This is a genomic window from Arthrobacter sp. yr096, from assembly GCF_900108925.1.
GTDB lineage: Bacteria > Actinomycetota > Actinomycetes > Actinomycetales > Micrococcaceae > Arthrobacter.
In genome coordinates this window covers 961,093-986,790 of record NZ_FNYI01000001.1, presented here as the reverse complement: position 1 = coordinate 986,790, position 25,698 = coordinate 961,093, and the positions used below count along the sequence as shown (strand labels likewise).

18 protein-coding genes and 2 tRNA genes are annotated in these 25,698 nt (G+C 62.8%); 4 read left to right on the top strand and 16 right to left on the bottom strand.

Annotated elements, in window-relative coordinates:
- Window positions 1–75: 75 nt before the first annotated feature.
- The 8 genes from BMY91_RS04610 to BMY91_RS04575 all read right to left on the bottom strand — a co-directional run bounded on the left by BMY91_RS04610 (window position 76) and on the right by BMY91_RS04575 (window position 7,246).
- Window positions 76–151 (bottom strand) — tRNA-Glu (locus BMY91_RS04610).
- Between the two features lie 128 nt (window positions 152–279).
- Window positions 280–351 (bottom strand) — tRNA-Gln (locus BMY91_RS04605).
- Between the two features lie 193 nt (window positions 352–544).
- Entirely contained in the window at window positions 545–1,273 is a 729-nt protein-coding gene (locus BMY91_RS04600; protein WP_090818847.1) for an HAD family hydrolase, read from the bottom strand.
- 14 nt (window positions 1,274–1,287) lie between these two features.
- On the bottom strand, window positions 1,288–2,808 hold the full coding sequence (gene gltX, locus BMY91_RS04595; protein ID WP_090818843.1) for a glutamate--tRNA ligase: 1,521 nt from the start codon (window positions 2,806–2,808) through the stop codon (window positions 1,288–1,290).
- A 123-nt stretch (window positions 2,809–2,931) separates the two neighbouring features.
- Window positions 2,932–3,708 carry a fumarylacetoacetate hydrolase family protein gene (locus BMY91_RS04590; protein ID WP_090818840.1) on the bottom strand — a complete coding sequence of 259 codons (777 nt, stop codon included), beginning with the start codon at window positions 3,706–3,708 and terminating at the stop codon, window positions 2,932–2,934.
- Window positions 3,709–3,731: 23 nt separating this feature from the next.
- Window positions 3,732–4,598, bottom strand: coding sequence for an MBL fold metallo-hydrolase (locus tag BMY91_RS04585; RefSeq protein WP_256212569.1), 867 nt, complete (start codon window positions 4,596–4,598; stop codon window positions 3,732–3,734).
- Between the two features lie 363 nt (window positions 4,599–4,961).
- Window positions 4,962–6,074 carry a branched-chain amino acid aminotransferase gene (locus BMY91_RS04580; protein WP_090818837.1) on the bottom strand — a complete coding sequence of 371 codons (1,113 nt, stop codon included), beginning with the start codon at window positions 6,072–6,074 and terminating at the stop codon, window positions 4,962–4,964.
- Between the two features lie 119 nt (window positions 6,075–6,193).
- Window positions 6,194–7,246: a 3-isopropylmalate dehydrogenase gene (locus BMY91_RS04575; protein ID WP_090818834.1), complete on the bottom strand. Its 1,053-nt coding sequence runs from the start codon at window positions 7,244–7,246 to the stop codon at window positions 6,194–6,196.
- A gap of 125 nt (window positions 7,247–7,371) precedes the next feature.
- Here BMY91_RS04575 and BMY91_RS04570 point away from each other — a divergent pair, with 125 nt between their 5' ends.
- The 4 genes from BMY91_RS04570 to BMY91_RS04555 all read left to right on the top strand — a co-directional run bounded on the left by BMY91_RS04570 (window position 7,372) and on the right by BMY91_RS04555 (window position 12,652).
- Window positions 7,372–8,556: a sensor histidine kinase gene (locus BMY91_RS04570; RefSeq protein ID WP_256212568.1), complete on the top strand. Its 1,185-nt coding sequence runs from the start codon at window positions 7,372–7,374 to the stop codon at window positions 8,554–8,556.
- Window positions 8,557–8,560: 4 nt separating this feature from the next.
- Entirely contained in the window at window positions 8,561–9,274 is a 714-nt protein-coding gene (locus BMY91_RS04565) for a response regulator (protein WP_090818831.1), read from the top strand.
- Between the two features lie 111 nt (window positions 9,275–9,385).
- Window positions 9,386–10,180 (top strand): ABC transporter ATP-binding protein, encoded by a 795-nt coding sequence (locus tag BMY91_RS04560; protein ID WP_090818828.1) that lies wholly within the window; start codon window positions 9,386–9,388, stop codon window positions 10,178–10,180.
- Window positions 10,181–10,207: 27 nt separating this feature from the next.
- Window positions 10,208–12,652, top strand: coding sequence for an ABC transporter permease (locus BMY91_RS04555; RefSeq protein WP_256212567.1), 2,445 nt, complete (start codon window positions 10,208–10,210; stop codon window positions 12,650–12,652).
- A 125-nt stretch (window positions 12,653–12,777) separates the two neighbouring features.
- Here the strand turns inward: BMY91_RS04555 and metG are convergent, their stop codons facing one another.
- The 8 genes from metG to ilvD all read right to left on the bottom strand — a co-directional run bounded on the left by metG (window position 12,778) and on the right by ilvD (window position 25,590).
- Complete coding sequence (gene metG / locus BMY91_RS04550; protein ID WP_090818823.1) at window positions 12,778–14,337, bottom strand: methionine--tRNA ligase; 1,560 nt, start codon at window positions 14,335–14,337, stop codon at window positions 12,778–12,780.
- 35 nt (window positions 14,338–14,372) lie between these two features.
- The gene (locus tag BMY91_RS04545) at window positions 14,373–15,128 is read right to left on the bottom strand and encodes an ABC transporter ATP-binding protein (RefSeq protein ID WP_090818820.1); all 756 of its coding nucleotides are present in this window, start codon (window positions 15,126–15,128) and stop codon (window positions 14,373–14,375) included.
- The gene (locus tag BMY91_RS04540) at window positions 15,125–17,935 is read right to left on the bottom strand and encodes an FtsX-like permease family protein (protein WP_090818817.1); all 2,811 of its coding nucleotides are present in this window, start codon (window positions 17,933–17,935) and stop codon (window positions 15,125–15,127) included. The genes BMY91_RS04545 and BMY91_RS04540 overlap by 4 nt, the downstream gene beginning before the upstream one ends.
- A gap of 213 nt (window positions 17,936–18,148) precedes the next feature.
- Window positions 18,149–19,744, bottom strand: coding sequence for a phosphoglycerate dehydrogenase (gene serA / locus BMY91_RS04535; RefSeq protein ID WP_090818814.1), 1,596 nt, complete (start codon window positions 19,742–19,744; stop codon window positions 18,149–18,151).
- 279 nt (window positions 19,745–20,023) lie between these two features.
- A complete protein-coding gene (ilvC, locus tag BMY91_RS04530; protein ID WP_090818812.1) occupies window positions 20,024–21,049 on the bottom strand; it encodes a ketol-acid reductoisomerase in 1,026 nt (341 codons plus the stop codon).
- 111 nt (window positions 21,050–21,160) lie between these two features.
- On the bottom strand, window positions 21,161–21,673 hold the full coding sequence (gene ilvN, locus BMY91_RS04525; protein WP_011775174.1) for an acetolactate synthase small subunit: 513 nt from the start codon (window positions 21,671–21,673) through the stop codon (window positions 21,161–21,163).
- A gap of 2 nt (window positions 21,674–21,675) precedes the next feature.
- On the bottom strand, window positions 21,676–23,580 hold the full coding sequence (locus BMY91_RS04520) for an acetolactate synthase large subunit (RefSeq protein ID WP_090818809.1): 1,905 nt from the start codon (window positions 23,578–23,580) through the stop codon (window positions 21,676–21,678).
- A 288-nt stretch (window positions 23,581–23,868) separates the two neighbouring features.
- Window positions 23,869–25,590, bottom strand: a complete 1,722-nt coding sequence (ilvD, locus tag BMY91_RS04515; RefSeq protein ID WP_090818806.1) for a dihydroxy-acid dehydratase — start codon at window positions 25,588–25,590, stop codon at window positions 23,869–23,871.
- Between the last annotated feature and the right edge of the window lie 108 nt (window positions 25,591–25,698).

The window sequence follows — 25,698 nt, the reverse complement described above, 5'->3', positions numbered from 1 at the left end:
TCGCTGCGATCAGCGCTGAGGCGGGCGGAAGAGGAAAAAAGAAATCCCCCGGAACCGTGGTTCCGGGGGATTTGTTGGTGACCCCAGCGGGATTCGAACCCGCGTTACCGCCGTGAGAGGGCGGCGTACTAGGCCGCTATACGATGGGGCCTTGCACTTTTTTATCACCGTTTCCGGCGATCAAGCTGAATGAGTATTTCATACTTTCAGCTTCTCTCCAAATCGCCTTGGCGACTTGGTAGTTCCGAATTAACCGCGTGTTTACGCGGATTTTCGGAGCTGGGATACCAGGACTCGAACCTAGAATGACGGTACCAGAAACCGTAGTGTTGCCAATTACACCATATCCCAAAGTGACTTTTGGACCGGAGTTCCTCGTCTCGGTTTCCCCTGACTTTTCCCTCCGTGCCCCTCAGCACGAGTAATGACTCTACCGGAGTCTTGCCACCTGCACAAATCGAGAAGGCGTTACCTGCATCACATGAATCCCGGCCCGCCGCGGAGGCACTCAGTGCCATGGGGGCCTTGGATGTCCGTGGGAGCCCTATGCCGCGGTGGAAGCCCTGACCAGCAGCCGGGACAGCGAATCCACTTGGCGCCCCTTGAATTCCTCCACTACTTCACCGGTCCTGTTGAGCCACACGCCCACCAGGCCGGCAGCCGTTCCTCCTTCGGCGTCGAGGAGCCGGTTGTCACCAACATAAAGGGTCTCGCCCGGATTGGTGCCAAGCAGGCGCACACCTTCGAGGTAGATTGCCGGATCCGGCTTGGGCACGCCCACGGTGTCTGTTCCGACGAGGATCTTGATCCGCGACAGGCCCGCGCCATCCAGCTTGGCGCGTTGGTAGTCATGGACGTTGTTGCTCACAGCTCCGTAGGGAATCCCTGCGGCATCGAGCTCATCCAGGACATCCTGGACATCATCAAAAGGCCGCACGTAAGCCGTCTGGCGCTGGTGGTACTCCATGACCCAGGCCTGCGCCGCCTCGCCCTCCGCCAGTTCCACACCAAAATGACCCAATGCAGCCCTGCCGCGAAGCAGCCGCTGCTCGTTAAAGGTCAGCTCGCCGGCCAGGTAACGGTCGTAGAAATGCGTGGTTTCGTGCGTGAAGATTCGCCCGAACTTCACCCACCCGGCCTGGTCAAGGCCGGGCAGGAGATGTTCACTGACGTCACGCAATGCTGTGGTCATGGCGTACTCAAGGTCCACCAAAGTGTCGTCGATGTCGAACAGAACACCGCGGATAGTACCGAAAGAGCTTGCAATCGCCATGACGGGTGCCGCTTCTAGCCGCGGAAGGCGCGAACGCGGGCCAGCGAGGAATCCTTGCCGAGGATCACCATGGACTCGAACAGTGGCGGGGAAATCCGGCGGCCGGAGATGGCCGTGCGCACTGGCCCGAAGGCCGCCCGCGGCTTGATGCCCAGATCCTCCACGAGCGCTTGTTTCAGCGCCGCCTGTATGTTCTCGGCATTCCAGTCCTGGATGGGCTCCAGCGCCGCAATGGCCGCGTCCAGGACTTCCTCCAGATTGGCCGGGAGGCCCTTGCGGGCGTCGTCCGCAACGTCAATGGCGTCATCGGCCTTGAACAGGAAGGCCAGCATTTCAGGAGCCTCGCCAAGGAGGGTGATGCGTTCCTGGACCAGCGGAGCCGCCTCGGCGAGGATCTCTTCCTGCCGCGGAGTGAGGATCTCCCCTACAAAACCGGCGGCGCGGAGGTACGGAACCAGCCGCTCCTTGAAGTCCTCCGGCGCAAGCATCCGGACGTGGGTTCCGTTGATGGCCTCGGCCTTCTTGATGTCGAAGCGCGCCGGGTTGCCCAAGACATCGTGGATGTCGAAGTTGGCCACCAGCTGCTCCACCGTGAAGATGTCCTCATCCGCGCTCAGGGACCAGCCCAGCAGCGAGAGGTAGTTGAGCAGGCCCTCGGGGATGAAGCCACGCTCGCGGTGCAGGAACAGGCTCGACTCGGGGTCGCGCTTGGAAAGCTTCTTGTTCCCCTGGCCCATGACATATGGCAGGTGGCCGAACTCAGGCATGTACTCCGCAACACCGATCGCGTAGAGAGCGCGGTACAGCGCAATCTGGCGCGGGGTGGAGCTCAGCAAGTCCTCGCCACGAAGGACGTGGGTGATCCCCATGAGCGCGTCATCCACCGGGTTCACCAGCGTGTACAGCGGAGCACCATTTGCGCGAACCACCGCGAAGTCGGGAACCGAGCCGGCCTTGAAGGTGATTTCGCCGCGGACCAGATCGTTGAAGGTGAGGTCCTCGTCCGGCATGCGGAGGCGCAGCACAGCTTCCCGGCCCTCGGCCTTGAACTGGGCAAGCTGCTCTTCTGTCAGGTGGCGGTCGAATCCGTCGTAGCCCAGCTTGGGGTCGCGGCCGGCTGCCTTGTGGCGGGCTTCAATCTCGTCAGGAGTGGAATAGGACTCATAGACGTGTCCCCCGGCCTTGAGCTTGGCAATGACGTCCTGGTAGATGTCACCTCGCTGCGACTGCCTGTACGGTTCGTGCGGGCCGCCCACCTCCACGCCCTCATCCCAGTTGATGCCGAGCCATTTGAGGGCGTCCAACAACTGGTGGTAGCTCTCCTCGCTGTCACGGGCAGAGTCCGTGTCCTCAATGCGGAAGATCAACTTGCCGCCCGTGTGGCGCGCATAGGCCCAATTGAACAGGGCCGTACGGATCAGGCCAACGTGCGGGGTTCCCGTAGGCGACGGGCAGAAACGGACGCGGACCGGAGTCTCGGCGTTGACGGCAGGGATGGCGCTGGAGGCAGCGTTCGACGCAGAAGCAGTAGTCATAGTGGTTCCAACTTTACCGCTTGGCACCGCGTCGGTTTCCCCGTTGGAAGTGCCCGACGGCGGCACGCACCTTCCGTACGAAAAGTGCGTGCCGCCGTCGGGCTCCAGCTTGCGGTTGGGCGCCTAGCGGCGGACCACCGGGTTGGAGAGCCGGCCGATGCCTTCGATCTCCACCTCGAAGCGGTCGCCTTCGCTGACCAGGCCGACACCGGCCGGGGTACCTGTCATGATGACGTCCCCCGGGAGCAGCGTAAACGCGTGGGAGACAATCGAGACGAGCTCGCGAACACCGCGAATCATCTGGTTGGTGCTGCCGTCCTGGCGAAGTTCACCGTTGAGCCGTCCCTGGATGGACAGGTCTTCGTGGTCGAGTTCCGTCTCAATCCACGGACCCAGCGGGGCGGAAGTGTCGAAGCCCTTGGCGCGTGCCCACTGGAGGTCGGTCTTCTGAACATCACGGGCGGTGAGGTCGTTGCCGCAGGTATAGCCGAAGATGACGTCGTCTGCGCGCTCCTCCGGGACGTCCTTGCAGATGCGGCCAATAACGACGCACAGCTCAGCTTCGAAGGACACTTCTTCGGAGAACTCGGGAAGGATGATGGGATCGTTTGGGCCGATCACGGACGTATTGGGCTTGAGGAACAGCAGCGGCTGCTGGGGAACCTCGTTCCCGAGTTCCGCGGCGTGCTCCGCAAAGTTCCGGCCCACGCCGATCACCTTGCTGCGCGGAATGATCGGCGCCAGGAGCCGCACGTCCTCGAGCTTGTGCTTCACATGAGTACGTTCAACGCCGTTGAAGAAGGGGTCGCCGTTGATGACAGTGATTTCCTCACTGCCGGGCTCGCCTTCAACAACGCCGTAAAGGGGATCAGAATCAACTACAAACCGGGCGATACGCATGGGCTCAAGCCTACCGTCAGCGCTCAGCCTCGAAGGTAATCCAACTGGGCAGCCACGGAAGTCTCGGCCGCCCACCGAACGGACGGGTCGACGTCGGGGTACACAGCATCCGTGACCGCCTCGACTGACGCGTCCTGTCCCAGGTTTTCCAGGGCTGTTCTGATCTGGTCAAGACGCTGCTCACGGTGGTCCCGATACTCGCGGCACTTCTCGTCCAGCGCTGGCAGCACCGGTCCGTGGGCCGGCAGGAGTGTCGCGGCGCCGAGTGCTTCCAAGCGGTCCAGGCTCGCCAGGTAGTCCCCCAGCTTGCCATCCGGATAGTCCAGCACTGTGGTACCGCGGCCCAGGATGGTGTCCCCTGTGAGGACGGAACCCGTGGGCCCATCCTTGGGCAGGTGGAAACAGAGCGAATCGGACGTGTGGCCAGGGGTGGCTACAACGCGGATTTCGACACCGCCCACATGCAGCACTTCGCCATCGTGGAGGGGGTCACCACCATGGCAATACTCGGCGGACCGAGCCCGGACCGGCGCCCCCGTCAGTTCGTGGAAGCGCGCAGAAGCCTCGGTATGGTCGGCATGGCGATGAGTAATAAGTACTACATCCACCACGCCGGCTGCTGCCAAATCGGACAAATGCTGCTCGTCCTCCGGGCCTGGGTCCACCACAGCCACACGCGTGGAGCCCGGCGCGCCTATGACGTATGAGTTAGTGCCGTCAAGACTCATCGGACCGGGGTTGGGGGCCAGCCGGAATCGAGTGAGTTCGCTGCTTCGCCGCAAAGAGTCGCTGCCGCGTTGAGGGGAGGAGCCAAAGCCGGAAGGTGTGGGGCCGGAAGGTGTGGGGCCGGAAGGTGTGGGGCCGGGAGTCGCCATGGATTCAGAAGTCACTGTCCCATCTTGGCACCGAACCAACCCTCTCTCACCAAACACCCCCACCACACCAGCCCTCTCTCACCAAACACCCCCACCACACCAACCCTCTCTCACCACCCCCAGGGATCGGCTCGCGGCGGAAGAGTGAAGGTTCGCCATGAAGCGACGAACGGTGAGAGAGCGACCACCAAAAAGCGACGAACAGTGAGAGAGCATCCATCAAAAGACGACAAAAGGTGAGAGAGCATCCACCAAAAAACGACGAACAGTGAGAGAGCGTCCGGGATGCAGGACGGCGGCCCTGCCGCTAGGTGACCAAGAGGCAGGACCGCCGTCGTGCGTTTCGTGCGTTTCAGTTGTGCGGGGGAAATCCGATGGTTAGACCAATCGGGTCAGCCAGCCATGGCGGTCCTCGACGGTGCCGGTCTGGATGCCCAGGAGTTGCTCGCGGATAGCCATGGTGGTCTCGCCAGCCTTGGCGTCTTCGGCGCCGATGAACTCTGTGGCGTCCTTGAGCACACCAATCGGCGTGATCACTGCTGCAGTGCCACAAGCGAAGACCTCGGTGATCTCGCCGGAAGCAACACCGTCACGCCACTCGTCCAGGGTGATCTTACGCTCGGAGACCTCACGGCCCATGTCCTTGGCCACCTGGATGACGGACATGCGCGTCACACCTTCCAGGATGGTTCCGCTGAGCGCAGGAGTAACCAGAGAGCCGTCCTTCATGACGAAGAAAACGTTCATGCCGCCGAGTTCTTCCACGGCGTCGTCATTGAAGTGATCCAGGAAAAGCACCTGCTTGCAGCCGTTTGCTTCGGCTTCCTGCTGTGCGATCAAGGAGGCCGCGTAGTTGCCGCCGCACTTGGCTGCACCGGTTCCGCCGCGGCCGGCGCGGGCGTATTCACGGGAGATCCAGATGGAGACGGGTTTGAGCTCGCCACCAAAGTAGTTTCCGGCGGGTGAAGCGATAACCCGGAAGGACACTTCGCGGGCAGCCCGAACTCCGAGGAATGCCTCGGTGGCAATCATGAACGGACGCAGGTAGAGAGCCTCGCCGTCGCCGGAGGGAACCCATTCCTTGTCCGCCTGCACCAGCTCGCGAATGGCTCCGAGGAAGTATTCTTCCGGGAGCTCCGGGAGGGCCAGACGGCGGGCGGACTTGTTCAGGCGCGCAGCGTTGGCCTCGGGCCGGAAGGTCCACACGGAGCCATCGGCATGGCGGTAGGCCTTGAGTCCTTCGAAGATTTCCTGGCCGTAGTGCAGGACCGCAGCCGAGGGGTCCAGGGAAATGGGTCCGTACGGCTCGATCCGGGCATTCTGCCAACCGCCATTGCCATCGGCGTCAACTTTGTAGTCGACGACGGCGGTGTGGTCGGTGAAGTAGTCGCCAAATCCCGGGTTCGCCAGGACGGCTGCACGCTCCTCAGCAGACTTCGGGGTTTCCGAAAGCTGCTGGCTGAATTCGACGCCATGGGCAGTCTGAGTCATGTTTCCTCCACAGTCAGCTACCTGGCAGGGCGAACCGGGCCCCAAAAAGGGTGTGGTTCAGCGATGGACCAGGGAAGCAGGTAAATAATTCAAGACAAGCTTACGCCTGAGTATTGGGCCTAAAGTGCGGCCGCAATAGCGTCGCCAATGGCAGCTGTGCTGCGTGGCTCGCCGGTGCGGCTCTCGACGTCGGCGACTACTGCCGCCTCGATCTTGCGGGCCGCCGTGGTGTAGCCAAGGTGGTCCAGGAGAAGCACTGCGGAGAGGATGGCCGCGGTGGGATCGGCTTTCTGCTGTCCGGCGATGTCCGGAGCGGAGCCGTGGACGGGCTCAAACATGGACGGTGCTGTGCGGTCCATGTTGATGTTGCCCGATGCCGCCAAGCCAATGCCGCCAGTAACGGCTGCAGCGAGGTCGGTGAGGATGTCGCCGAAGAGGTTGTCGGTGACGATGACATCAAAGCGGGAAGGATCGGTCACCATGAAGATGGTGGCAGCATCGATGTGCAGGTAATCGTGAGTGACCTCCGGGAATTCCTGGGCCACAGCTTCAACGGTTCGCTTCCACAAGTGACCGGCGTACACCAGTACGTTGTGCTTGTGGACCAGCGTGACGTGCTTGCGCGGACGCTCGCTGGCACGGCGGAAGGCATCGCGCACCACGCGGTCAACGCCGTGGGCGGTATTGAGGGAAACCTCAGTGGCTACTTCGTGGGGAGTCCCGCCACGCAGGGTGCCGCCGTTACCCACGTAAGGGCCCTCCGTGCCTTCGCGGACCACGATGAAATCGATCGCCCCGGGGTTGGCCAGGGGGCTGCCGACCGTTCCGTAGAGGCGGGACGGGCGGAGGTTCACGTAGTGGTCCAGGCTGAAACGGAGCTTGAGCAGCATCTCGCGTTCGATGATGCCCGAAGGGATGCGTGTATCGCCCGGGGCTGCTCCCACTGCGCCAAAAAGAATGGCATCGCGGGTGCGCAGGTCTGCCAGGACCTCGTCGGGGAGGGTCTCACCTGTCTCAAGCCAGTGCTGGGCACCGAGCTTGTAATTGGTCAGCTCGAGGGAGACGCCTTCGGTAGCGACAGCCTTTTCCAGGACCTTGACAGCTTCGGCGATGACTTCCGGGCCAATGCCGTCGCCGGGGATGACAGCGAGATTGATGGACGATGCACTCATAGCTCTATCTAGCCAAGCAATCCACATGCTGGTCAAAATCGTCTCATTCTGCGAACACTCGACGTCGTGCCGATTCAGACCACGGCATGATGCCCGCCTCCGGACCAAGCGCATAGAGTCGTAGCGTGGACAGAAGGCACGCAGTATATGAATGGTTCCGGATCAACCGCTTCAAAGTGGATATGACGGCGACGTCCTTGTTGATACTCCTTTTTGGTCCGGTCTATCTGCTTGCCTCGCGACCCTGGCTCTTTGTCCTTTCCTGCAGCCTCCTGCTTCCGCTGGCGTGGCGACGCACGCGCCCGGCCGTTGCAGCCGGCGTCGTCATTCTGGTGTGCCTGATCCAGTGGGCGGTGGGTTCCGAGCCCGTAGCCGGCCAGATCGCGGTCCCGCTGGTCATCTACGCAACCGCGGCCTACGGCCCGGCGTGGGCAAGCCGCACGGTCCTGGTGGCCGGAATGCTGGGTGGCATCATGCTGACCACCCGCGAGTACTCCAGTACCGCCGAGTCAGGGATCATGGGGCTCACCATCGGAGCGCTCTACACGGTGTTGATCTGGATGCTGGTGCTGGTGAGCTGGACGCTGGGTGACCTCACACGCGTCCGCAGGCTCCAGCTTCAGGCGCTGGAGGACCGGACCCGACGGCTTGAAGTTGAGCAGCAGCAGGAGCGCCAACTGGCTGCGGCCGATGAACGCTCCCACATCGCGCGGGAAATGCACGACATCGTGGCCCACTCGCTGTCCGTCATCATTACCCAGGCCGACGGTGCCCGCTACGCAGCCGCGGCAAAACCGGAGCTCGCCACCGAAGCGCTGGCCACCATCGCGGCCACGGGCAGGGACTCGCTGGGGGAAATGCGCAGGCTGCTGGGCGTACTCCGCTCCGACGACGACTCCCCTACCCGTCCGCAACCCCGCCTGTCAGATTTGGACGAGCTCCTCCTCGGATTCCGGGCCGCTACCCTGCAGGTCGCGTTTGAACAGGTAGGAATCCCCCGCCGATCTCTCCCCGCCGGCGCCGAGCTCACCGCGTACCGCATCATTCAGGAAGCCCTCACCAATGTGATGAAGCACGCCGGGCCGAAGGCGACGGCGGGCGTCACCCTGACGTGGCAGGCCCGCGGCCTGCAACTGGACATCGTCGACGACGGCCGGGGCGCCGCTGCTGATCCGCCGTCGGCAGGGGGTGGCAACGGGCTCCGGGGAATGGGCGAGCGCGTCTCCCTCTACGATGGTTCCTTGGCCGCTGGCCCCGAACAGGGCGGCGGTTTCCGTGTGTCCGCTTTCATCCCCTACTCGGAGGCCTAAACCCATGTCTGACGTTCCTGCACCCATCCGGGTGGCCCTGGTTGATGACCAGCACCTGGTCCGTTCAGGTTTTGGCATGCTGATCAATTCGCAGCCGGACCTGGAAGTCGTTGCCGAGGCAGGCAACGGGATCGAGGCCGTCCAAGCGCTGAGCGCCACTGCAGCCGATGTGGTCCTGATGGATGTCCGCATGCCTGGCATGGACGGCATAGAGGCAACCCGACGAATTCTGGAGCAAGCAGCGGCACAGCCCTCTGGCTCCCAGCGGGCCGAGATCAAGATTGTGGTGCTGACCACCTTCGACCTCGATGAGTACGCCCTTGCCGCAATCCAGGCAGGTGCCAGCGGGTTCCTCCTGAAGGATGCGCCACCCGAGGAACTCCTGGAGGCTATCCGCACTGTTTACCGGGGGGACGCAGTGATCGCGCCGTCCACCACGCGCCGCTTGCTGGACCATGTGGCACCTCTGCTCCGGGCCCAGACTCCCGAGCAGGGTGAGCACGCCGCGGCCGTGGAGCGCCTCACTGCCCGCGAGCGAGAGGTATTCCAGCTGATCGCACAGGGACAGTCCAATCCCGAGATTGCGGCGGGTCTGTTCCTTTCCGAAGCCACGGTCAAGACACACGTGGGTCATATCCTGGCCAAGCTTGGCGCCCGTGACCGCGTGCAGGTAGTTGTCATCGCTTACGAGACAGGGATCGTGGCGCCCGGGGGTTAACGGCCTCATCCCGGGCTGTCCCCGGACTCAGACCAGGGTATGAGCAGGGCTTCCTGATAATGGGCCCATGGCCCGATCCCGCCGGGCAGGGCTGAAACATAGCGTGGAACCATGACAACATTCACGCCACTCCCCCACCCGTCAGGTACCGGCCGCCCCGCGGGATCGGACGCCGCCCAGGCCCGTCCGGCCGTCGAGGCTTTCAAGCTGACCAAGAGCTACGGCCGCGCCGATACCTCCGTGACGGCCCTGAACGAAGTCTCAGTGAGCTTCGACGCCGGCAAATTCACTGCCATCATGGGCCCGTCCGGTTCAGGCAAATCCACGCTGATGCACTGCCTGGCAGGACTGGACACGGCGGATTCCGGACGTATTGTGCTGGGCGGAACAGAGCTCACGGGGCTCAATGACCGTCAATTGACGGCGCTGCGGCGGGAGCGGATCGGCTTTGTCTTCCAGGCGTTCAACCTGGTGCCTACATTGACTGCAGAGCAGAACATCACGCTTCCGCTGGCCTTGGCGGGTACCACCGCCGACGCCGGGTGGCTGGATACCGTTGTCAGCACGCTTGGCCTGAAGGACCGGCTCAAACACCGCCCACATGAGTTGTCCGGTGGCCAGCAGCAGCGTGTGGCCGTGGCGAGAGCACTGTTGACGCGGCCCGACGTCGTATTCGGCGACGAGCCGACCGGCAACCTGGATTCGAAGGCAGGCGGAGAAGTTCTGGCCCTCCTGCGGCGGAGCAGCCAGGAGATGGGCCAAACCATCATCATGGTCACCCACGATCCCGTTGCCGCCAGTTACGCCGACCGTGTGGTGCTGATGAACGACGGTGGCCTGGTGGGCGAAATCCACAACCCCACCGCAGACTCCGTCCTGGCCGCCCTCGGCAAGCTGGGGGCCTGAGGCATGTTGCGTGTTGCCCTTTCCCAATTGACGACGCATTTCCGGCGCTTCGTTGCCATCGGCTTGGCCGTGATGCTCTCCGTCATGTTCCTCTCTTCCACCCTCATGGTGGGCGCGAGCACCAACGCATCGCTGGGTGCAAGTCTCGGCGAGGCCTACCGCAACGCGGACCTCGTTGCCACGTCCAAGAACGGCGAAGCATTTACCCAGGCTGCCGTGGATGCTGCTGCTTCCTCCCCCGCAGTGGAAGACAGCTACGCCGAGCGATCCACGTACGTGACGTTTGAGGCCGGCGGTGGCGAGCAGTATGGCCGTCTCCGCAATGTAGCCCCCACTTCCCTGGAAGGTGCCGTCCTTTCCTCGGGTTCCATGCCCTCACGCGCCTTGGACGCAGCAGTTGATGTGAAAACTGCCGCGCACCTGGGTCTCTCCGTCGGCAGCACTCTGGAGCTGCACGGTGCCGGGCCTGTCAAGAATGCCAAGGTGACCATCACGGGCCTGATCCGGGCCACCAACGATCCCTTCTCGTCGTCTGCGGCACAGTTGATGGCTTCCGAGACCGTGCTGAACGCCGTGCAGGATGCAGGAGCCGGGTACTCGGGTCTGCAATTTACGCTCAAGCCTGGCGAAGATGTACCTGCGGCCAAGGACTATATCGCCCACCGTATGGAGGCCGCGGGTGCCGTTGAGCCTGTGCTGGAAACCGCCCAGGAAAAGGTCACCTCCACTGTGGCCATGCTGAGTGCCGGGCAGGACCAGCTCACGGTTGTCCTGTTGGCCTTTGCCGGTGTGGCTATCCTTGTTTCCACCTTGGTGGTGGCCAACACGTTCTCCGTCCTGGTGGCCCAGCGGACCAGGGAACTGGCACTCTTGCGCTGCCTGGGCGCCGGACGTTCGCAGATCCGCGGATCGGTGATGCTCGAGGCACTCGTGGTTGGTTTCATTTCCTCGGTACTGGGCGTCCTGGCCGCGACGGGCCTGATGACGGGCTTGATTGCCTGGGCCAAGTCCCAACCCGAGCAAGCCTTCGCGACGTTGGCGGTGCCGCCGTCGGCCATCATTGCCGGCCTGGTGGCCGGAACCTTGCTGACCGTGGTGGCGGCGCTGGTGCCCGCCAAGGCCGCGACCGCCGTCGCACCTCTTGCCGCCTTGCGGCCTGCCGATGACGCATCCGTGCGGAACCGCCGCGGCAAGTTCCGCTTGATACTGGGCCTCATCACCCTGGCGGGTGGTTCTACGCTCCTGGTGTACGGCAGCATGAACGTGTCGCTTCCGCTCGCACTGTTGGGTGGCGCGGCCTCGTTCGTGGGAATCCTGCTGTGCTCCACGCTGTTCATCCCCACCGTTGTGTCGCTGGCCGGGCGCTTGGCAGCTCCGGCCGGCGTTCCGGGCAAGCTCGCCGCTGTCAACGCCACGCGCAACCCCGCCCGCACTTCGGCGACAGCTGCTGCGCTGCTGATCGGCGTCACCCTGGTGTCGCTCATGATGACCGGAGCAGCCACCTCCCGGCAGGCGTTCAACGACACCTTGGCCGAGAACTACCCGGTGGACCTGTCCGCGCAGACCGCCGTGGACGGTGGACGCGACCCCGGCGATGCTGTCTCCCGAATCAAAGCCCTCGACGGCGTGAGCGCTGCGGTGCTGCTCCAACCGGTGGGAACGCTGAGTGATGCCACGACGCCCGATGGCGGCAGCACGATTTACAGCCTCAGCGCCTCAGATGCCGGCTCGGTCCTCCGCGACAACCACCTCAAGCCGGCTCCGGGTACGGTCTACCTGCCTGAAGACTCCCCTGAGGGCCCTGCCACCATCAAGACGGCGTCCGGCAACGTATCGCTCGACGCTAAGGTTCTGCGGACCCGCCACGTGCCACCGTTCGTGGAGAGTGCCAGCATCCCGTCCGCCGCCCTGCCGGAAACACCTGCCATGGTGTGGGTGAAACTGGACGACTCCGTGTCAGCAGACCGGGTTCAGGCCATCCAGAAAGAAGTTGCCGCAGCGTTGGGAGTGCAGGAGCGCACGGTCAGCGGGGCCGCGATCGAGCGCGTCACGTTCAACAGCATCATCGACGTCCTCCTGCTGGTGGTCACGGGGCTGCTCGGCGTGGCGGTAGTCATCGCCCTGATCGGTGTAGCCAATACCCTCTCCCTCTCCGTCTTCGAACGCACACGGGAAAACTCACTCCTCCGTGCACTCGGCCTGACCAAAGGCCAGCTCCGCGGGATGTTGGCCATCGAGGCTGTGCTCGTCGCAGGCGTAGCCGCCATTATGGGAGCCGGCATGGGAATCGTTTACGGCTGGCTCGGCGCCCAGGCGACCCTGGGCGGCGTGGCCACCGTTGTTCCGGCAGTCCCGTGGCTGCAGTTGGCTGCAGTGTTTGGCGTCGCGGTGGTGGCCGGACTCCTGGCGTCGGTGATCCCTGCCCGGCGGGCGGCACGGTTATCGCCCGTGGAAGGCCTCGCTACCGCCTAAGGAACCGACGCTCTCTCACCTAAACACCCTTAAAGCGAAACGCTCTCTCACCCCCTGCCGGCTAACCGGTAGGTGGTGGGAGAGCGTTTCGCGTCTGACGGCGGGACGCGAGAGAGCGTCGGGCCTTAAGCCTCGACGGATTCTTCGTACCGAGGGAAGACCGGCGCCGGTGCCGGCAAAACCGTGCCGGCAACGATCGGTGTGCCGATGGCAGCGAACTGGCGCGCCTCACCTTCGGGCTGGCCCAGGACCTCAAGGAGCTTGGCCGACGACGACGGCATGACTGGCTGCGCCAGGATCGCCACGATCCGGACAACCTCCAGCGTGACGTAAAGGACCGTGTTCATACGGTCGATATCCGTCTTGCGCAGCACCCACGGAGCCTGCTCAGCGAAGTAGGCATTGGTGTCACCAAGAACCGTCCAAATGGCTTCCAGCGCGCGGCTGAATTCCTGCTTGTCAAACGCAGAACGGGCGGTTTCCAGCAACCCGGCGGCCTGCGCCAACAAAGCCTCGTCCTCTGCTGTGAACTCGCCGGGTACCGGGACCTTGCCCTCGCAGTTCTTCGCAACCATGGACAGCGAACGCTGGGCAAGGTTGCCGAAGTTGTTGGCGAGGTCGGAGTTCATACGACCCACAATGGCTTCGTGGTTGTAGTTGCCGTCCGCACCAAACGGAACTTCGCGCAGGAAGAAGTACCGGCACTGGTCCAGGCCGTACTGCGCCACGAAATCCTGCGGTGCCACAACGTTGCCCAGAGACTTGGACATTTTCACACCATTGTTGGTGAGGAAGCCGTGGATCATGACGCGCTTTGGCAGCTCCAGCCCCGCGCTCAAAAGGAATGCGGGCCAGTAGATCGCGTGGAAGCGCGAGATGTCCTTGCCGATGACGTGAACGTCGGCCGGCCAGAACTTCCTGAAGGACTCTGAATCCACATCCGGGTAGCCAACGCCCGTCAAGTAGTTGGTGAGCGCGTCAACCCACACGTACATGACGTGCTTCTGGTCGCCAGGGACAGGAACTCCCCAGTCGAACGTGGTGCGGCTGATGGACAGATCTTCCAGGCCACGCTTGACGAAGCTGATGACCTCATTGAAGCGGGACTGCGGCGCGCCGAACTCAGGCTGTTCCTCGTAGAGCGCCAGGAGCTTCTCCTGGTAGTTGGAAAGCCGGAAGAAGTAGCTTTCCTCAGCCGTCCAGGTCACCAAGGTGTCCGTCTCCTTGGAGTAACGGAGGCCGTCCTCCTTCACCACGGTATCGTCCTCGACGTAATACGCCTCGTCACGGACCGAGTACCAGCCCTCGTACTTGGATAGGTAGATGTCGCCGTTGGCTTCCATCTTCTTCCAGATGGCCTGCGAGGCGGTGTAGTGGTCCTGGTCCGTGGTGCGGATAAAGCGATCATGGGAGATGCCCAGATCCTGGCTCATCTGCTTGAAGGCAGCAGAGTTGCGGTCCGCGAGTTGCTTGGCAGTGATGCCTTCCTTCTCAGCGGACTGCTGCATCTTGAGTCCGTGCTCGTCCGTTCCGGTCATGAAGAACACCTCATGGCCATCCAGGCGCTTGAAGCGCGCCATGGCATCAGTCGCAATGACCTCGTAGGCATGGCCGATGTGCGGCACGCCATTGGGGTAGCTGATTGCGGTGGTGATGTAGAACGGGGATTTCTCTGGAGACGTCACTCTAAGAAGTTACCTTTTTTTGGGATGAAATAGCGTTAGTTAAGCTCGGTCAGCGAATCGCTGAGCCGCACCAGCTCATGGTCGTGCGAAGCAACCAGCACAGCGATGCCGTCGCTGGTGGTGTCCTTCAGAATGCCGATGATCCGGTTGGCCGCGGCACGGTCAAGGCTGGCTGTGGGTTCGTCCACCACCAGCACACGGGTACCCAGGATGAGGGCGCGGGCGATTGCCACGCGCTGGCGCTCACCGCCGGAGAGCTGGGCGGGACGGTGGCGCATGCGGCGTCCCAGACCCACCAGGTCCAGAAGGTCCTTGGCCATCTCCGTGCGCTGCTCCACTTCGCCGTCCGGTACGGCAGGGAGCAGGACGTTCTCCAGGGCGCTCATGCCGTCGATCAAAGCACCACCCTGGTCCACGTACCCAATCAGGGCACGTCGGCGGTCAGCGATCTCATCATCGCCCATGGATTCCAGGGAATGGCCTTCCCAGAAGACCTTGCCCGAGGTAGGCAGTGTGAGGCCGGCACCCACCGTCAGGATGCTGGTCTTGCCGGAGCCGCTTCGGCCGGCGATGCAGTGCATCTCTCCAGCGTGCAGCGTGAGATTGAAGTCATCGACGACGTCGACTTCCTCGGCACCGCCCTTGTCGCCACCGTAGTGGATGGTGACACGGCTCAGTTCCAAGGGAGTTGCGTGGTCCGCGGCCTTCACGATGGTGTTGGCGCGGGTTTGCAGCGACTCGTCCGTGGACTCCGGGGTGGGCGTCAGCTCGGGGTTGAGGTTGTCAGTCATTTGACTACTTTCGTTGCAATCGGAATCCAGCAAATTACGGCCAGCAGACCGGCCAGTCCGGCCCAGAGAGCCGCGTAGGGAGCCAGGAGCAGTCCCAGCCCAAGGGCGCCGAGGACACCCAGGGGAAGTGCCACAGTGCCTACAAGTGCGTTTTCAAAGAAGCGGACCTGACCCAGCATGTCCGGGTTCCAGCCCATGGCGCGGAGGGTACCGAGGTACTCCCTCTTGGCGTGGAGTTCGAAACGTCCAGTGACGAGGGTGAGCAGCAGGCCAACAACCACGCCGAAGACGGCGAGGATGACGCTGGGCAAGGCAATGCTGGCAGCGGCCAGGCCACTGAGCGCACTGGCTCCGGCAGCACGTGGGATGTCGATCAGGAGTGCGATCAACGCACCAACTGCCGCGCCGAACACTCCAACTGCCACCGCCAAGGAAACCGAATTGAACCGATTGGTGGTGAGCTGCCTGTTGGCGAACGTCAACGGCGAGTCCACAGTCACCAAGCGGTCATCGTGCTGCGGTTCCTGGTCAATGACCACGCGGTGGCGCAACTGCTGGGCCGCCAGCCAGGCAGCGCCGCAGTAGATCACCAGCATCGTGACGGACACGATCACGGTGGCCACATTCCAGCTCAGCAGGCTCAGGATAATTCCCGCCGCCGCAAGCGCAGCCGCGCCCACAGCAAATTCTTCGAGGACCCACGAGCGGATACGTTTCTGTGTCCAACCCATTGCACGGAGAATCCCGGCTTCGCTTCGGCGCTGGCGGATGTAACTCACGGTGGAGGCACCCGTCAGGAGCGTAGCCCCCAGCAGTGTCAGGAAGAGCAGCGTGATGTTGGTGCCGGTCAGCGAGCCGGAGACGGCGTCGGCCGCATCCTGGCGTACCCACGACTGCTGGACAGTGCCCAGCGGCGACTCCTTGCCGGCGTCGTCCTTGCTGTAACCGGGGACGAAGATGTTGGCATCTTCGCGGGCGGAACCGGCAACCACGGTGGCTTCGAGGCCAAGGTCGCGGATCTGTGCGGCCAGCTTCTCTACCTCAGGCTGCGCCGTCTTCCAGTTGCCGGTTGCGCTGGCACGGACACGGATGGCGTCGATGACGTTGGCGTTGGTGTCGTAGCCTCGGGCCGCTGCAAGTCCGTAGTAATCGGTGATGGCGCCGGCGGACTGGCTAACCAGGCCCGTGGCACTGAGCGAGGGCTTCAGTTCGGTACCATCAACGTCTTTGCCCTCGGCGTCCTTGCTGAGGGTCATCGGAGCGGGGTCGTAGCCACCCAGGGGAAGCTTGTTGACGTCTCCGGCCGCGGCCTGGACGTCAGCGGGGTCAAAGGTGCCGTACACCATGGGCAGCGGAGCGGCCGGCTTCTTGCCTGTTTCCAGGTCTTCCCGGTAGGAGCGTTCGTCGACAGGCTTGCGCTGCGTCTGGTCCACGGCCGCGCCGAAGGAAGACTTCTCAGGCAGGCGGTTGACCGTGACCCAGTCCCCCGGAGTGGCGCTCTTGTCCGATGCGCCGTTGGCGGCTTCGTCGCCGTCCTTGTACTGCGGAGCGGCCGCGAAAGCCGTGCTCCACGTGGCCGGGTTGTAGAGGCCCTGGCTGAACGAAGCAGTGCTGCCCAGCAGCTTGCTGTGATCAGTGGATCCCGGCCATTCCAGGGCAAACGGGGATTTGGAGACGAACGGGAGGTAATCCTTGTCCAAGGACCGCGTCACGGTCCCGACTTCCTTGACGACCTTGCCACTGGCGTCCAGTTCCTCGATCTTCACCGAGTACTGCAGATCAAGGGAAGTACCGGAGCGGACAATCAGCGGGATGGCCTGCGAGTCGTCAGTCAGCAAGCCATCACGCTTGGCCTGCTGGTACTGCGTCATCAGCGGAGCCCAGTATTTGAGCTTCACGCCAAGGAAGTCCGGCCCTTCTTCCAGCTGGTCCATGCTGAGACCGGTGGTGAAGAGGCTTTCGAAGTGGCGACCGATGGCGCCTGCGTCACGGGCATCGGCCGGCGGCGCCTTCTCCAGCGGTGCCAGGAAGTCACCCGCAGAGCCAAGGAGCGCCCTTTCGGCGGCAGGATCAACCGCGACGACGGATTCTGTCACCTCAGGCGCCAGGGGCAGCGCCACGGAAAGATTGAAGAGGTTGTGCTCGGATCCAAGCGCCGGAGCAGGAAACTTAACACCTGTCTCGCCTTCAGGGCCTGCGATCCGTACGTTCGTGCCGCCTGCTGCCTGTTCCTGGATCAGGCGGCCCTTGCCCAGGGTGCCTTCAGCGCTGGTCTTGAACAGGGTTTGCTGGTTCACGCCATCGGAGCTCGTCGCTGAAGCGGTCAGACGGTACTTCTTGGGTGAGTCGGACAACACGGATTCCGCTGCAGGCCACTTGCTGGAGTCCATGGCGGAGGGGTCACCCGCAGTCACAGCCCCTGCGAGGCCGGCGTTGTAGCCGAGGTAATCCATGGCGTTGAGGCGGGGTGCCTCAAGGTTCTGGGATACGCGGGAAACCAGGCTGATGGGGGCGGCCACAGCCGTTTGTCCCATGGTCCGGATCTTCTCCAGCTGGTCAAAGCTGATGCCACCCTGGCCGTTCGCTATTTCCGGCTGGATCAATGCACCGCCGTCGCCGTCTTGAGACTGGTCAGGCTTCGCCTGGACCAGGATGTCGTAGAGTCCCCGCGAGTTCTCATCCACAGTCCGGTTCAAAGCAGCCTGCGACTGGCTTTGGACGAGGACGGACAAGCACATTGCGACGATCAAAATGGCCGCGGTCAGCAGCAGCACACGGCTTCTGATGAACCTTTGGACGGCGTTCATTGGGCTCCCTGAGACCTTGATTGCGGGCGCGCACACATGGTCCGTGATTCCTCGAAAAACACAGAGGAATACCGGGCTGTATGTGCAAAAAGTTGTGGCCGGCCTGCTGCCGGGTCCGAATCCCGGACCCAGCCATTGTAAGCAGACCGGCCACTCCTGCGTGCCAAAGGTGTGTCGCCGGCACGCGAACTTAGCTGATGGGGATCAGCAGTTCTAGTCCTCCAGGTCCACTTCGCGGACCATGTCAGCGCCGATACCGGCCTTGATGGCCTCCAGTACCTGCTGCGGAACAGAGCTGTCGATGGTCAGCAACGCCAAGACCTGGCCACCTTCAGTCTGGCGGGCCACCTGCATGCCACCAATGTTGATGTTGTTCATGCCCAGGATGTGTCCGATGGTTCCGATGACGCCCGGACGGTCGGCGTAGGCCACCACCACCAAGTGCTCGCTGATGGGGATTTCCACGTCATAGCCGTTGACGCCTACCAGCTTCTCCACCTGCTTGGGTCCGGTCAAGGTACCGGCGACGGAGATCTGTGAGCCATCGCTCAGAGCGCCCCTGATGGTCAGCACGTTGCGGTAGTCTTCAGCGTCCGGCGTGGTGATCAGACGGGTGTTGATGCCGCGCTGCTCCGCGATGACCGGAGCATTCACATACGAGACCTGCTCGGTAACGACATCAGCGAAAACGCCCTTCAGTGCGGCCAGCTCAAGCACCTTGACGTCAAGTGCAGCAATCTCGCCGGCGACCTCGACGTCGATCTGCGTCAAGGACGCGTGGGTCAGCGCGGTGAAGATCCGGCCCAGTTTTTCAATCAGCGGGATGCCGGGACGCACGTCCGGTGCGATGACTCCGCCCGCAACGTTCACGGCATCCGGTACAAGCTCGCCAGCGAGTGCCAGGCGGACGGACTTGGCAACGGAGACGCCGGCCTTCTCCTGGGCTTCGTCAGTGGACGCTCCCAGGTGCGGAGTGACGATGACGTTGTCCAGCTCAAAGAACGGGAGGTCGGTGCTCGGTTCCTTGACGAAAACGTCCACGCCGGCGCCGGCAATCTGTCCCTCTTTCAGAGCGACATAGAGCGCTTCTTCGTCCACCAGTCCACCGCGGGCAACGTTGATGACGTAGGCGGATTCCTTCATCTTGCGGAAGGCGTCAGCACCCAGCATGCCTACAGTCTCAGGGGTCTTGGGCATGTGGATGGTGATGAAATCGGAATTCTGCAGAAGTTCATCCAGCGTGACCAGCTTGACGCCCAACTGCGCCGCGCGGGCAGACGTGATGTAGGGGTCGTAGGCGAGAATTTCGGTCTCGAAGCCCTGCAGACGGGCGGCAACCAACGCGCCGATGCGTCCCAGGCCGATGATGCCGATCTTTTTCTCGAACAGCTCGATGCCGGTGTACTTGGAGCGCTTCCACTCGCCATTCTTCAGCGCGGAGCTGGCCTGTGGGATATGGCGGGCGAGGCTCAGGATGTGGCCCACGGTGAGCTCTGCGGCCGAGACGATGTTGGAGGTCGGGGCGTTGACCACCATGACGCCTGCCTGGGTGGCGGACTTGATGTCCACGTTGTCCAGGCCTACACCGGCGCGGGCAATGACCTTGAGGTTCTTGGCCGCGGCGATTGCTTCGGCATCCACCTGCGTGGCCGAGCGGACCAGGATCGCATCAACGTCAGCGATGGCAGACAGCAGCTGGGAACGGTCGGCGCCGTCGGTCTGGCGGATTTCAAAGTCCGGGCCCAATGCCTCGACTGTGGCGGGCGAAAGTTCCTCAGCGAGGAGGACGACGGGTTTGCTGGCTGACACGGGGTGGCACCTTACTTTGGACAACTTTGGGACAGAACTGGACAAGGAGCGGATGCGTGGCCCGGGCACGGCGCCGGGACCAGCCCAGAATATCGAATCCGGGCGGGGTTTCCGGTGCCGGCGAGTGATGTTACGGCCGGACCGGTAGCCGTTGTGAAGAAGTTCACAGCCTGGCTTGCTGGCCAAGTCGGTGGAGAAATGACGGTTGAAACAGCGACGCCCGCCCGGCTGTTGTGGCCGGACGGGCGTCGTTTGTCAGTGCTGGTGCCGGAGTGGCGATCAGCGGGCTGCGGAACCCTCGACGTAGTCCTGGTCCTGCTGCTGCCAGGAGAACAGGGAACGCAGTTCGCGGCCAACGCCCTCGATCGGGTGCTGCTCTGCCTTGGCGCGCAGCTCCTTGAACTCGGTGCCGCCGTTGTCCTGGTCGTCGATGAACCGCTTGGCGAACGCACCGCTCTGGATGTCCGCGAGGACAGCCTTCATGTTTTCCTTCACCTCGGGGGTGATGACACGCGGGCCGGAGACGTAGTCGCCGTACTCTGCGGTGTCGGAAACGCTCCAGCGCTGCTTGGCGATGCCGCCCTCCCACATGAGGTCAACGATGAGCTTGAGCTCGTGAAGAACCTCGAAGTAGGCAATCTGCGGCTGGTAGCCGGCTTCGGTCAGGGTTTCGAAGCCGTACTGGACGAGCTGGGAAACGCCGCCGCAGAGGACGGACTGCTCGCCGAAGAGGTCGGTCTCGGTCTCTTCGGTGAAGGTGGTCTTGATGACGCCGGCGCGGGTGCCACCGATGGCCTTGGCGTAGGACTTTGCCAGGTCCCAAGCGGAACCGGAGGCATCCTGCTCCACAGCAATGATGTCCGGGATGCCACGGCCGGCTTCGAATTCGCGGCGCACGGTGTGGCCCGGAGCCTTCGGGGCGATCAGGATAACGTCAACGCCGGCCGGCGCCTCGATGTAACCGAAGCGGATGTTGAAGCCGTGGGCAAAGGCCAGTGCCTTGCCCTCGGTCAGCTTGTCCTTGATGGAGTCGTTGTAGATCGAGCGCTGGTGCTGGTCCGGTGCCAGGATCATGATGACGTCTGCCCATTCGGCGGCGTCCGCAACGTTCTTGACTGTGAAGCCTGCGTCCTCGGCCTTGGCGGTCGACTTGGAGCCTTCCTTGAGGGCGATAACAACTTCGACGCCGGAGTCGCGCAGGTTAAGCGCGTGGGCGTGGCCCTGGGAGCCGTAGCCAACGATGGCTACCTTGCGGCCCTGGATGATCGACAGGTCTGCGTCGTCGTCGTAGAACATTTCAGTCACTTGCGTAACTCCTCTTGAGTGGTTTTTCGTAGATATTGATAGTGGTGCTGCGGTACTGGGCGCGATGCTCAGCATGGAGGCAACGCAGGCCGAAGCCTGGGTTGCCTTCCCTTATGCGGAGCGGAGCGCCCTGTCACTCATGGAGCGGGATCCCCGTCCAACGGCCAAGGTGCCGGACTGCACGATTTCACGGATGCCGAACGGCTCGAGCACTGAGAGCAGCGCGGCGAGCTTCTCGGGGGTACCGGTTGCCTCGATCACCAACGAGTCTGTGGACACGTCGACGACGGCGGCACGGAACAGGTCTGCAGCCTGGGTAACCTGCAGACGTGTCGCGGCATCCGCACGTACCTTGACCAGGATGTGGTCACGTTGTACGGAAGATTCGGAAGTCAGCTCCACAATCTTGATCACGTTGACCAATTTGTTGAGCTGCTTGGTGACCTGCTCGATCAGGTCGCCGTCGGCGTCGACGACAACCGTCATGCGGGACATGCCGGGAACCTCTGTGGGTCCTACAGCAAGGGAATTGATGTTGAATGCACGCCGGGCGAAGAGGCTGGCCACGCGGGTCAGCACGCCGGGCTTGTCTTCTACCAGAACGGACAGTGTGTGGCGGCTCATGCCTAGTCCTCCTCTTCCCATTCCGGGGTCATGTTGCGGGCAACCTGGATCTGGTCATTGCTGACGCCGGACGGCACCATCGGCCACACCATCGAGTTGGGGCTGACGACGAAGTCGATGACCACCGGGCGGTCGTTGATCTCGAGCGCCTTCTGGATGGTGGCGTCGATGTCTTCGTCGCGCTCACAACGCAGTGCTGCACAGCCATAGGCGTCGGCCAGTTTCACGAAGTCCGGAATCCGGATGGTGTCGTGGCCGGTGTTCAGATCCGTATTTGAGTAGCGGCCCTCGTAGAACAGTGTCTGCCATTGACGGACCATGCCCAGCGAGGAGTTGTTGATGATGGCGACCTTGATCGGGATGTTGTTGATGGCGCACGTGGCCAGTTCCTGATTGGTCATCTGGAAGCAACCGTCACCGTCGATGGCCCAGACCACGCGGTCCGGTTCACCCACTTTGGCACCCATGGCTGCCGGAACCGAGTATCCCATGGTTCCTGCGCCACCGGAGTTCAGCCAGGCGTGGGGCCGTTCGTACTTGATGAACTGGGCAGCCCACATCTGGTGCTGGCCAACGCCGGCAACGTAAATACCCTCGGGACCCGTGAGCTCGCCGATGCGCTTGATCACGCGCTGCGGGGCGGTAAGTCCGTCTTCCGGCTCCGTCCAGCCCAACGGGTAGGTGTCCCGGAGGTTGCCCAGGAAGGCCCACCAGGAATCCAGGTCCGGCGTTCCGCTCAGTTCGAATTGGGTCTTCACGGCTTCGGTGAGTTCCGGAATGATTTCCTTCACGGAGCCAACGATCGGGACATCGGCCGTACGGTTCTTGGAGATTTCCGCGGGATCGATATCGGCGTGAATAACCTTGGCAAAGGGAGCGAAAGTCTTCAGGACACCGGTCACGCGGTCATCGAAGCGGGCGCCGAGCGTAATCAGCAGGTCAGCCTGCTGGAGTGCCGTGACCGCGGAGACGGAACCGTGCATACCCGGCATGCCCACGTGCTGCGGGTGTGAATCAGGGAAGGCGCCGCGTGCCATCAAAGTGGTGACCACCGGAGCTCCAGTGGCCAACGCCAACTCCATCAGTTCCGCGGAAGCATGGCCCTTGACCACACCGCCACCCACGTACAGGACAGGCTTGCTGGCTGCTGCGATCAGTTTGGCAGCCTCGCGGACCTGCTTGTTGTGGCCACGGACCACCGGACGGTAGCCGGGCAGGTCTACCTTCGGCGGCCAGGAGAAGGTCATCTGGCCCACCTGGGCGTCCTTGGCGATGTCCACCAGGACCGGACCGGGACGGCCCGTGGAGGCGAGGTGGAAAGCCTCTGCCATCACATGAGGGATGTCATTGGGGTCAGTCACCAGGAACGAGTGCTTGGTGATGGGCATGGTGATGCCCACAATGTCAGCTTCCTGGAAGGCATCGGTACCGATGACTCCACTGGAAACCTGGCCGGTAATGGCCACCATCGGCACGGAGTCCATGTGGGCGTCCATGATGGCGGTAACGAGGTTGGTGGCACCCGGGCCCGAGGTAGCGATGCAAACGCCAACCCGTCCGGTGACCATGGCGTAGCCTTGCGCGGCGTGGCCGGCTCCCTGTTCGTGACGGACCAGGATGTGATTCATGCTGGAAGCCATCAAGGGGTCGTAGGTGGGCAGGATCGCGCCACCGGGCAAACCGAAAATATCGTCCACGCCGAGTTCTTCGAGCGAACGGACAATTGCTTGCGAGCCGGACATCACCGTTGGGGGTACAACGGTGTTCGGCCCAAGGACAGGAGAGAGAGGTGCAGCAGCGTCGACGACGACGGCGTCAGCCGGACGGTCGACCTTTTCCGGAGCTTTGTGGGCTCCAGCGGACTTTGCAGCCATCAGCGAGGGGCTGATCGGCGATCCTTTGCTCATCGGACTCTTCCTTAGTGGATCTTCAATGGGTGGGTCTTGGGAATAAAAAAACCCCTCAGCCTTCCGGCTCTTCGAGGGGTTTGCGCGTGACGGTTCGTTACCAGTCGGGCTAAGCCACGCGCTTGGTAAGGACGACGACGCCGACGGTAACGAATGTGATCATGCGTTCAGTGTTCCCTCTAAGTGAGATACGTGTCAATTGACCACCATCGTATCTCACTATTTGGACAGCAATGTCCGCCTACCGGACTCCGACTGTCTCATGACAGCCGGAGCCACCGGCAGGAATCAGCCGCAATAAGCGCCGGTGGAGGCGCTGTGGACCAGCTTGGCGTACTTGGCCAGAACGCCCTTGGTGAACTTGGCCGGCAGCGGCTCCCAGCCAACCTTCCGGGCCTCAAGTTCAGCCTCGTCAACCAGGAGATCGAACGAGCGGGCGGCGATGTCCACCCGGATGCGGTCGCCGTCCTTGACGAAGGCGATCGGACCGCCGTCGACGGCTTCCGGCGCAACGTGGCCGATGCAGAGGCCGGTGGTACCGCCGGAGAAGCGGCCATCGGTCAGCAGAAGGACGTCCTTGCCCAAGCCCGCACCCTTGATGGCACCGGTAATGGCAAGCATTTCGCGCATGCCCGGACCACCCTTGGGGCCTTCGTAGCGGATGACCACCACATCTCCCTTGTGGATCTCGCCGTTGTCCAGGGCAGTCAAGGCACCCTGTTCACGCTCAAACACACGCGCGGTGCCCTCAAACACATCCGCATCAAAGCCTGCGCTCTTCACCACGGCCCCTTCCGGAGCCATGGAGCCGTGGAGGATGGTGATGCCGCCGGTCTTGTGGATCGGGTTGTCCAGCGCGCGGAGGATCTTTCCGTCAAGGTCCGGCGGGTTGATCGAAGCAAGGTTCTCCGCGAGGGTCTTGCCCGTCACGGTGAGGCAGTCGCCATGCAGCAGGCCGGCGTCGAGCAGCGCCTTCATGATGACCGGCACGCCGCCAATCTTGTCCACGTCAGTCATCACGTAGCGGCCGAACGGCTTGAGGTCTCCAAGGTGCGGAATCTTGTCGCCGATGCGGTTGAAGTCATCCAGAGTCAGCTCCACTTCGGCTTCACGGGCAATCGCCAGGAGGTGGAGAACAGCGTTGGTGGAACCGCCGAAAGCCATGGTGACGGCAATGGCATTCTCGAAAGCCTTCTTGGTCATGATGTCCCTGGCCGTGATGCCAAGGCGCAGGAGGTTTACTACTGCTTCGCCGGACTTGCGTGCGAAATCATCACGACGGCGGTCTGCCGACGGCGGCGCGGCCGAACCCGGAAGGGACATACCCAGTGCCTCGCCGATGCAGGCCATGGTGTTGGCCGTGTACATGCCACCACAGGCGCCTTCACCAGGACAGATGGCTTTTTCGATGCGGGTGAGGTCTTCCATGCTCATCTTGCCTGCAGCACAGGCACCGACCGCCTCGAAGGCGTCAATCAAGGTGACTTCCTTCTCCGAACCATCCTCAAGCTTGACCCAGCCCGGCATGATGGAGCCGGCATAAAGGAAGACAGAAGCAAGGTCCAACCGGGCAGCAGCCATGAGCATGCCGGGGAGGGACTTATCGCAACCAGCCAGGAGGACTGACCCGTCGATGCGCTCGGCCTGCATCACTGTCTCCACGGAGTCGGCGATGACTTCGCGGGAAACGAGCGAGAAGTGCATGCCTTCGTGACCCATGGAGATGCCATCGGAAACAGAGATGGTGCCGAACTGCATCGGAAAGCCACCGCCGGCGTGGACACCTTCCTTGGCACCCTGCGCAAGACGGTTCAGGGACAGGTTGCAGGGGGTGATCTCGTTCCATGAGCTGGCGACACCAATTTGGGGTTTGGCAAAGTCGTCGTCGCCCATGCCTACCGCGCGGAACATGCCGCGGGCGGGCGCCGCGTGAATCCCGTCGGTGACTACCCGGCTGCGGGGTTTGATGTCCGGCGTGTTGTCTGTCGCAATCTGGGTGGTGTCGCTCATGGTCCAAAGTCTATGTGTACCTGGTCCCGCCAAGGGTTGTTCCACACAGGGTTAAGTGGGAACTGCCGAATATTGCGCTCACATCCGGACCGGATACTGGATTCGTAT

What these genes read in the sequence shown, in the direction of transcription:
- BMY91_RS04580 (WP_090818837.1), bottom strand. Translation starts at nt 6,074, where the DNA reads ATGACTCAGACTGCCCATGGCGTCGAATTCAGCCAGCAGCTTTCGGAA.
- BMY91_RS04545 (WP_090818820.1), bottom strand. Translation starts at nt 15,128, where the DNA reads ATGACTGACAACCTCAACCCCGAGCTGACGCCCACCCCGGAGTCCACG.
- BMY91_RS04575 (WP_090818834.1), bottom strand. Translation starts at nt 7,246, where the DNA reads ATGAGTGCATCGTCCATCAATCTCGCTGTCATCCCCGGCGACGGCATT.
- ilvN (WP_011775174.1), bottom strand. Translation starts at nt 21,673, where the DNA reads ATGAGCCGCCACACACTGTCCGTTCTGGTAGAAGACAAGCCCGGCGTG.
- BMY91_RS04590 (WP_090818840.1), bottom strand. Translation starts at nt 3,708, where the DNA reads ATGCGTATCGCCCGGTTTGTAGTTGATTCTGATCCCCTTTACGGCGTT.
- BMY91_RS04565 (WP_090818831.1), top strand. Translation starts at nt 8,561, where the DNA reads ATGTCTGACGTTCCTGCACCCATCCGGGTGGCCCTGGTTGATGACCAG.
- BMY91_RS04520 (WP_090818809.1), bottom strand. Translation starts at nt 23,580, where the DNA reads ATGAGCAAAGGATCGCCGATCAGCCCCTCGCTGATGGCTGCAAAGTCC.
- ilvD (WP_090818806.1), bottom strand. Translation starts at nt 25,590, where the DNA reads ATGAGCGACACCACCCAGATTGCGACAGACAACACGCCGGACATCAAA.
- gltX (WP_090818843.1), bottom strand. Translation starts at nt 2,808, where the DNA reads ATGACTACTGCTTCTGCGTCGAACGCTGCCTCCAGCGCCATCCCTGCC.
- BMY91_RS04600 (WP_090818847.1), bottom strand. Translation starts at nt 1,273, where the DNA reads ATGGCGATTGCAAGCTCTTTCGGTACTATCCGCGGTGTTCTGTTCGAC.
- BMY91_RS04560 (WP_090818828.1), top strand. Translation starts at nt 9,386, where the DNA reads ATGACAACATTCACGCCACTCCCCCACCCGTCAGGTACCGGCCGCCCC.
- BMY91_RS04540 (WP_090818817.1), bottom strand. Translation starts at nt 17,935, where the DNA reads ATGAACGCCGTCCAAAGGTTCATCAGAAGCCGTGTGCTGCTGCTGACC.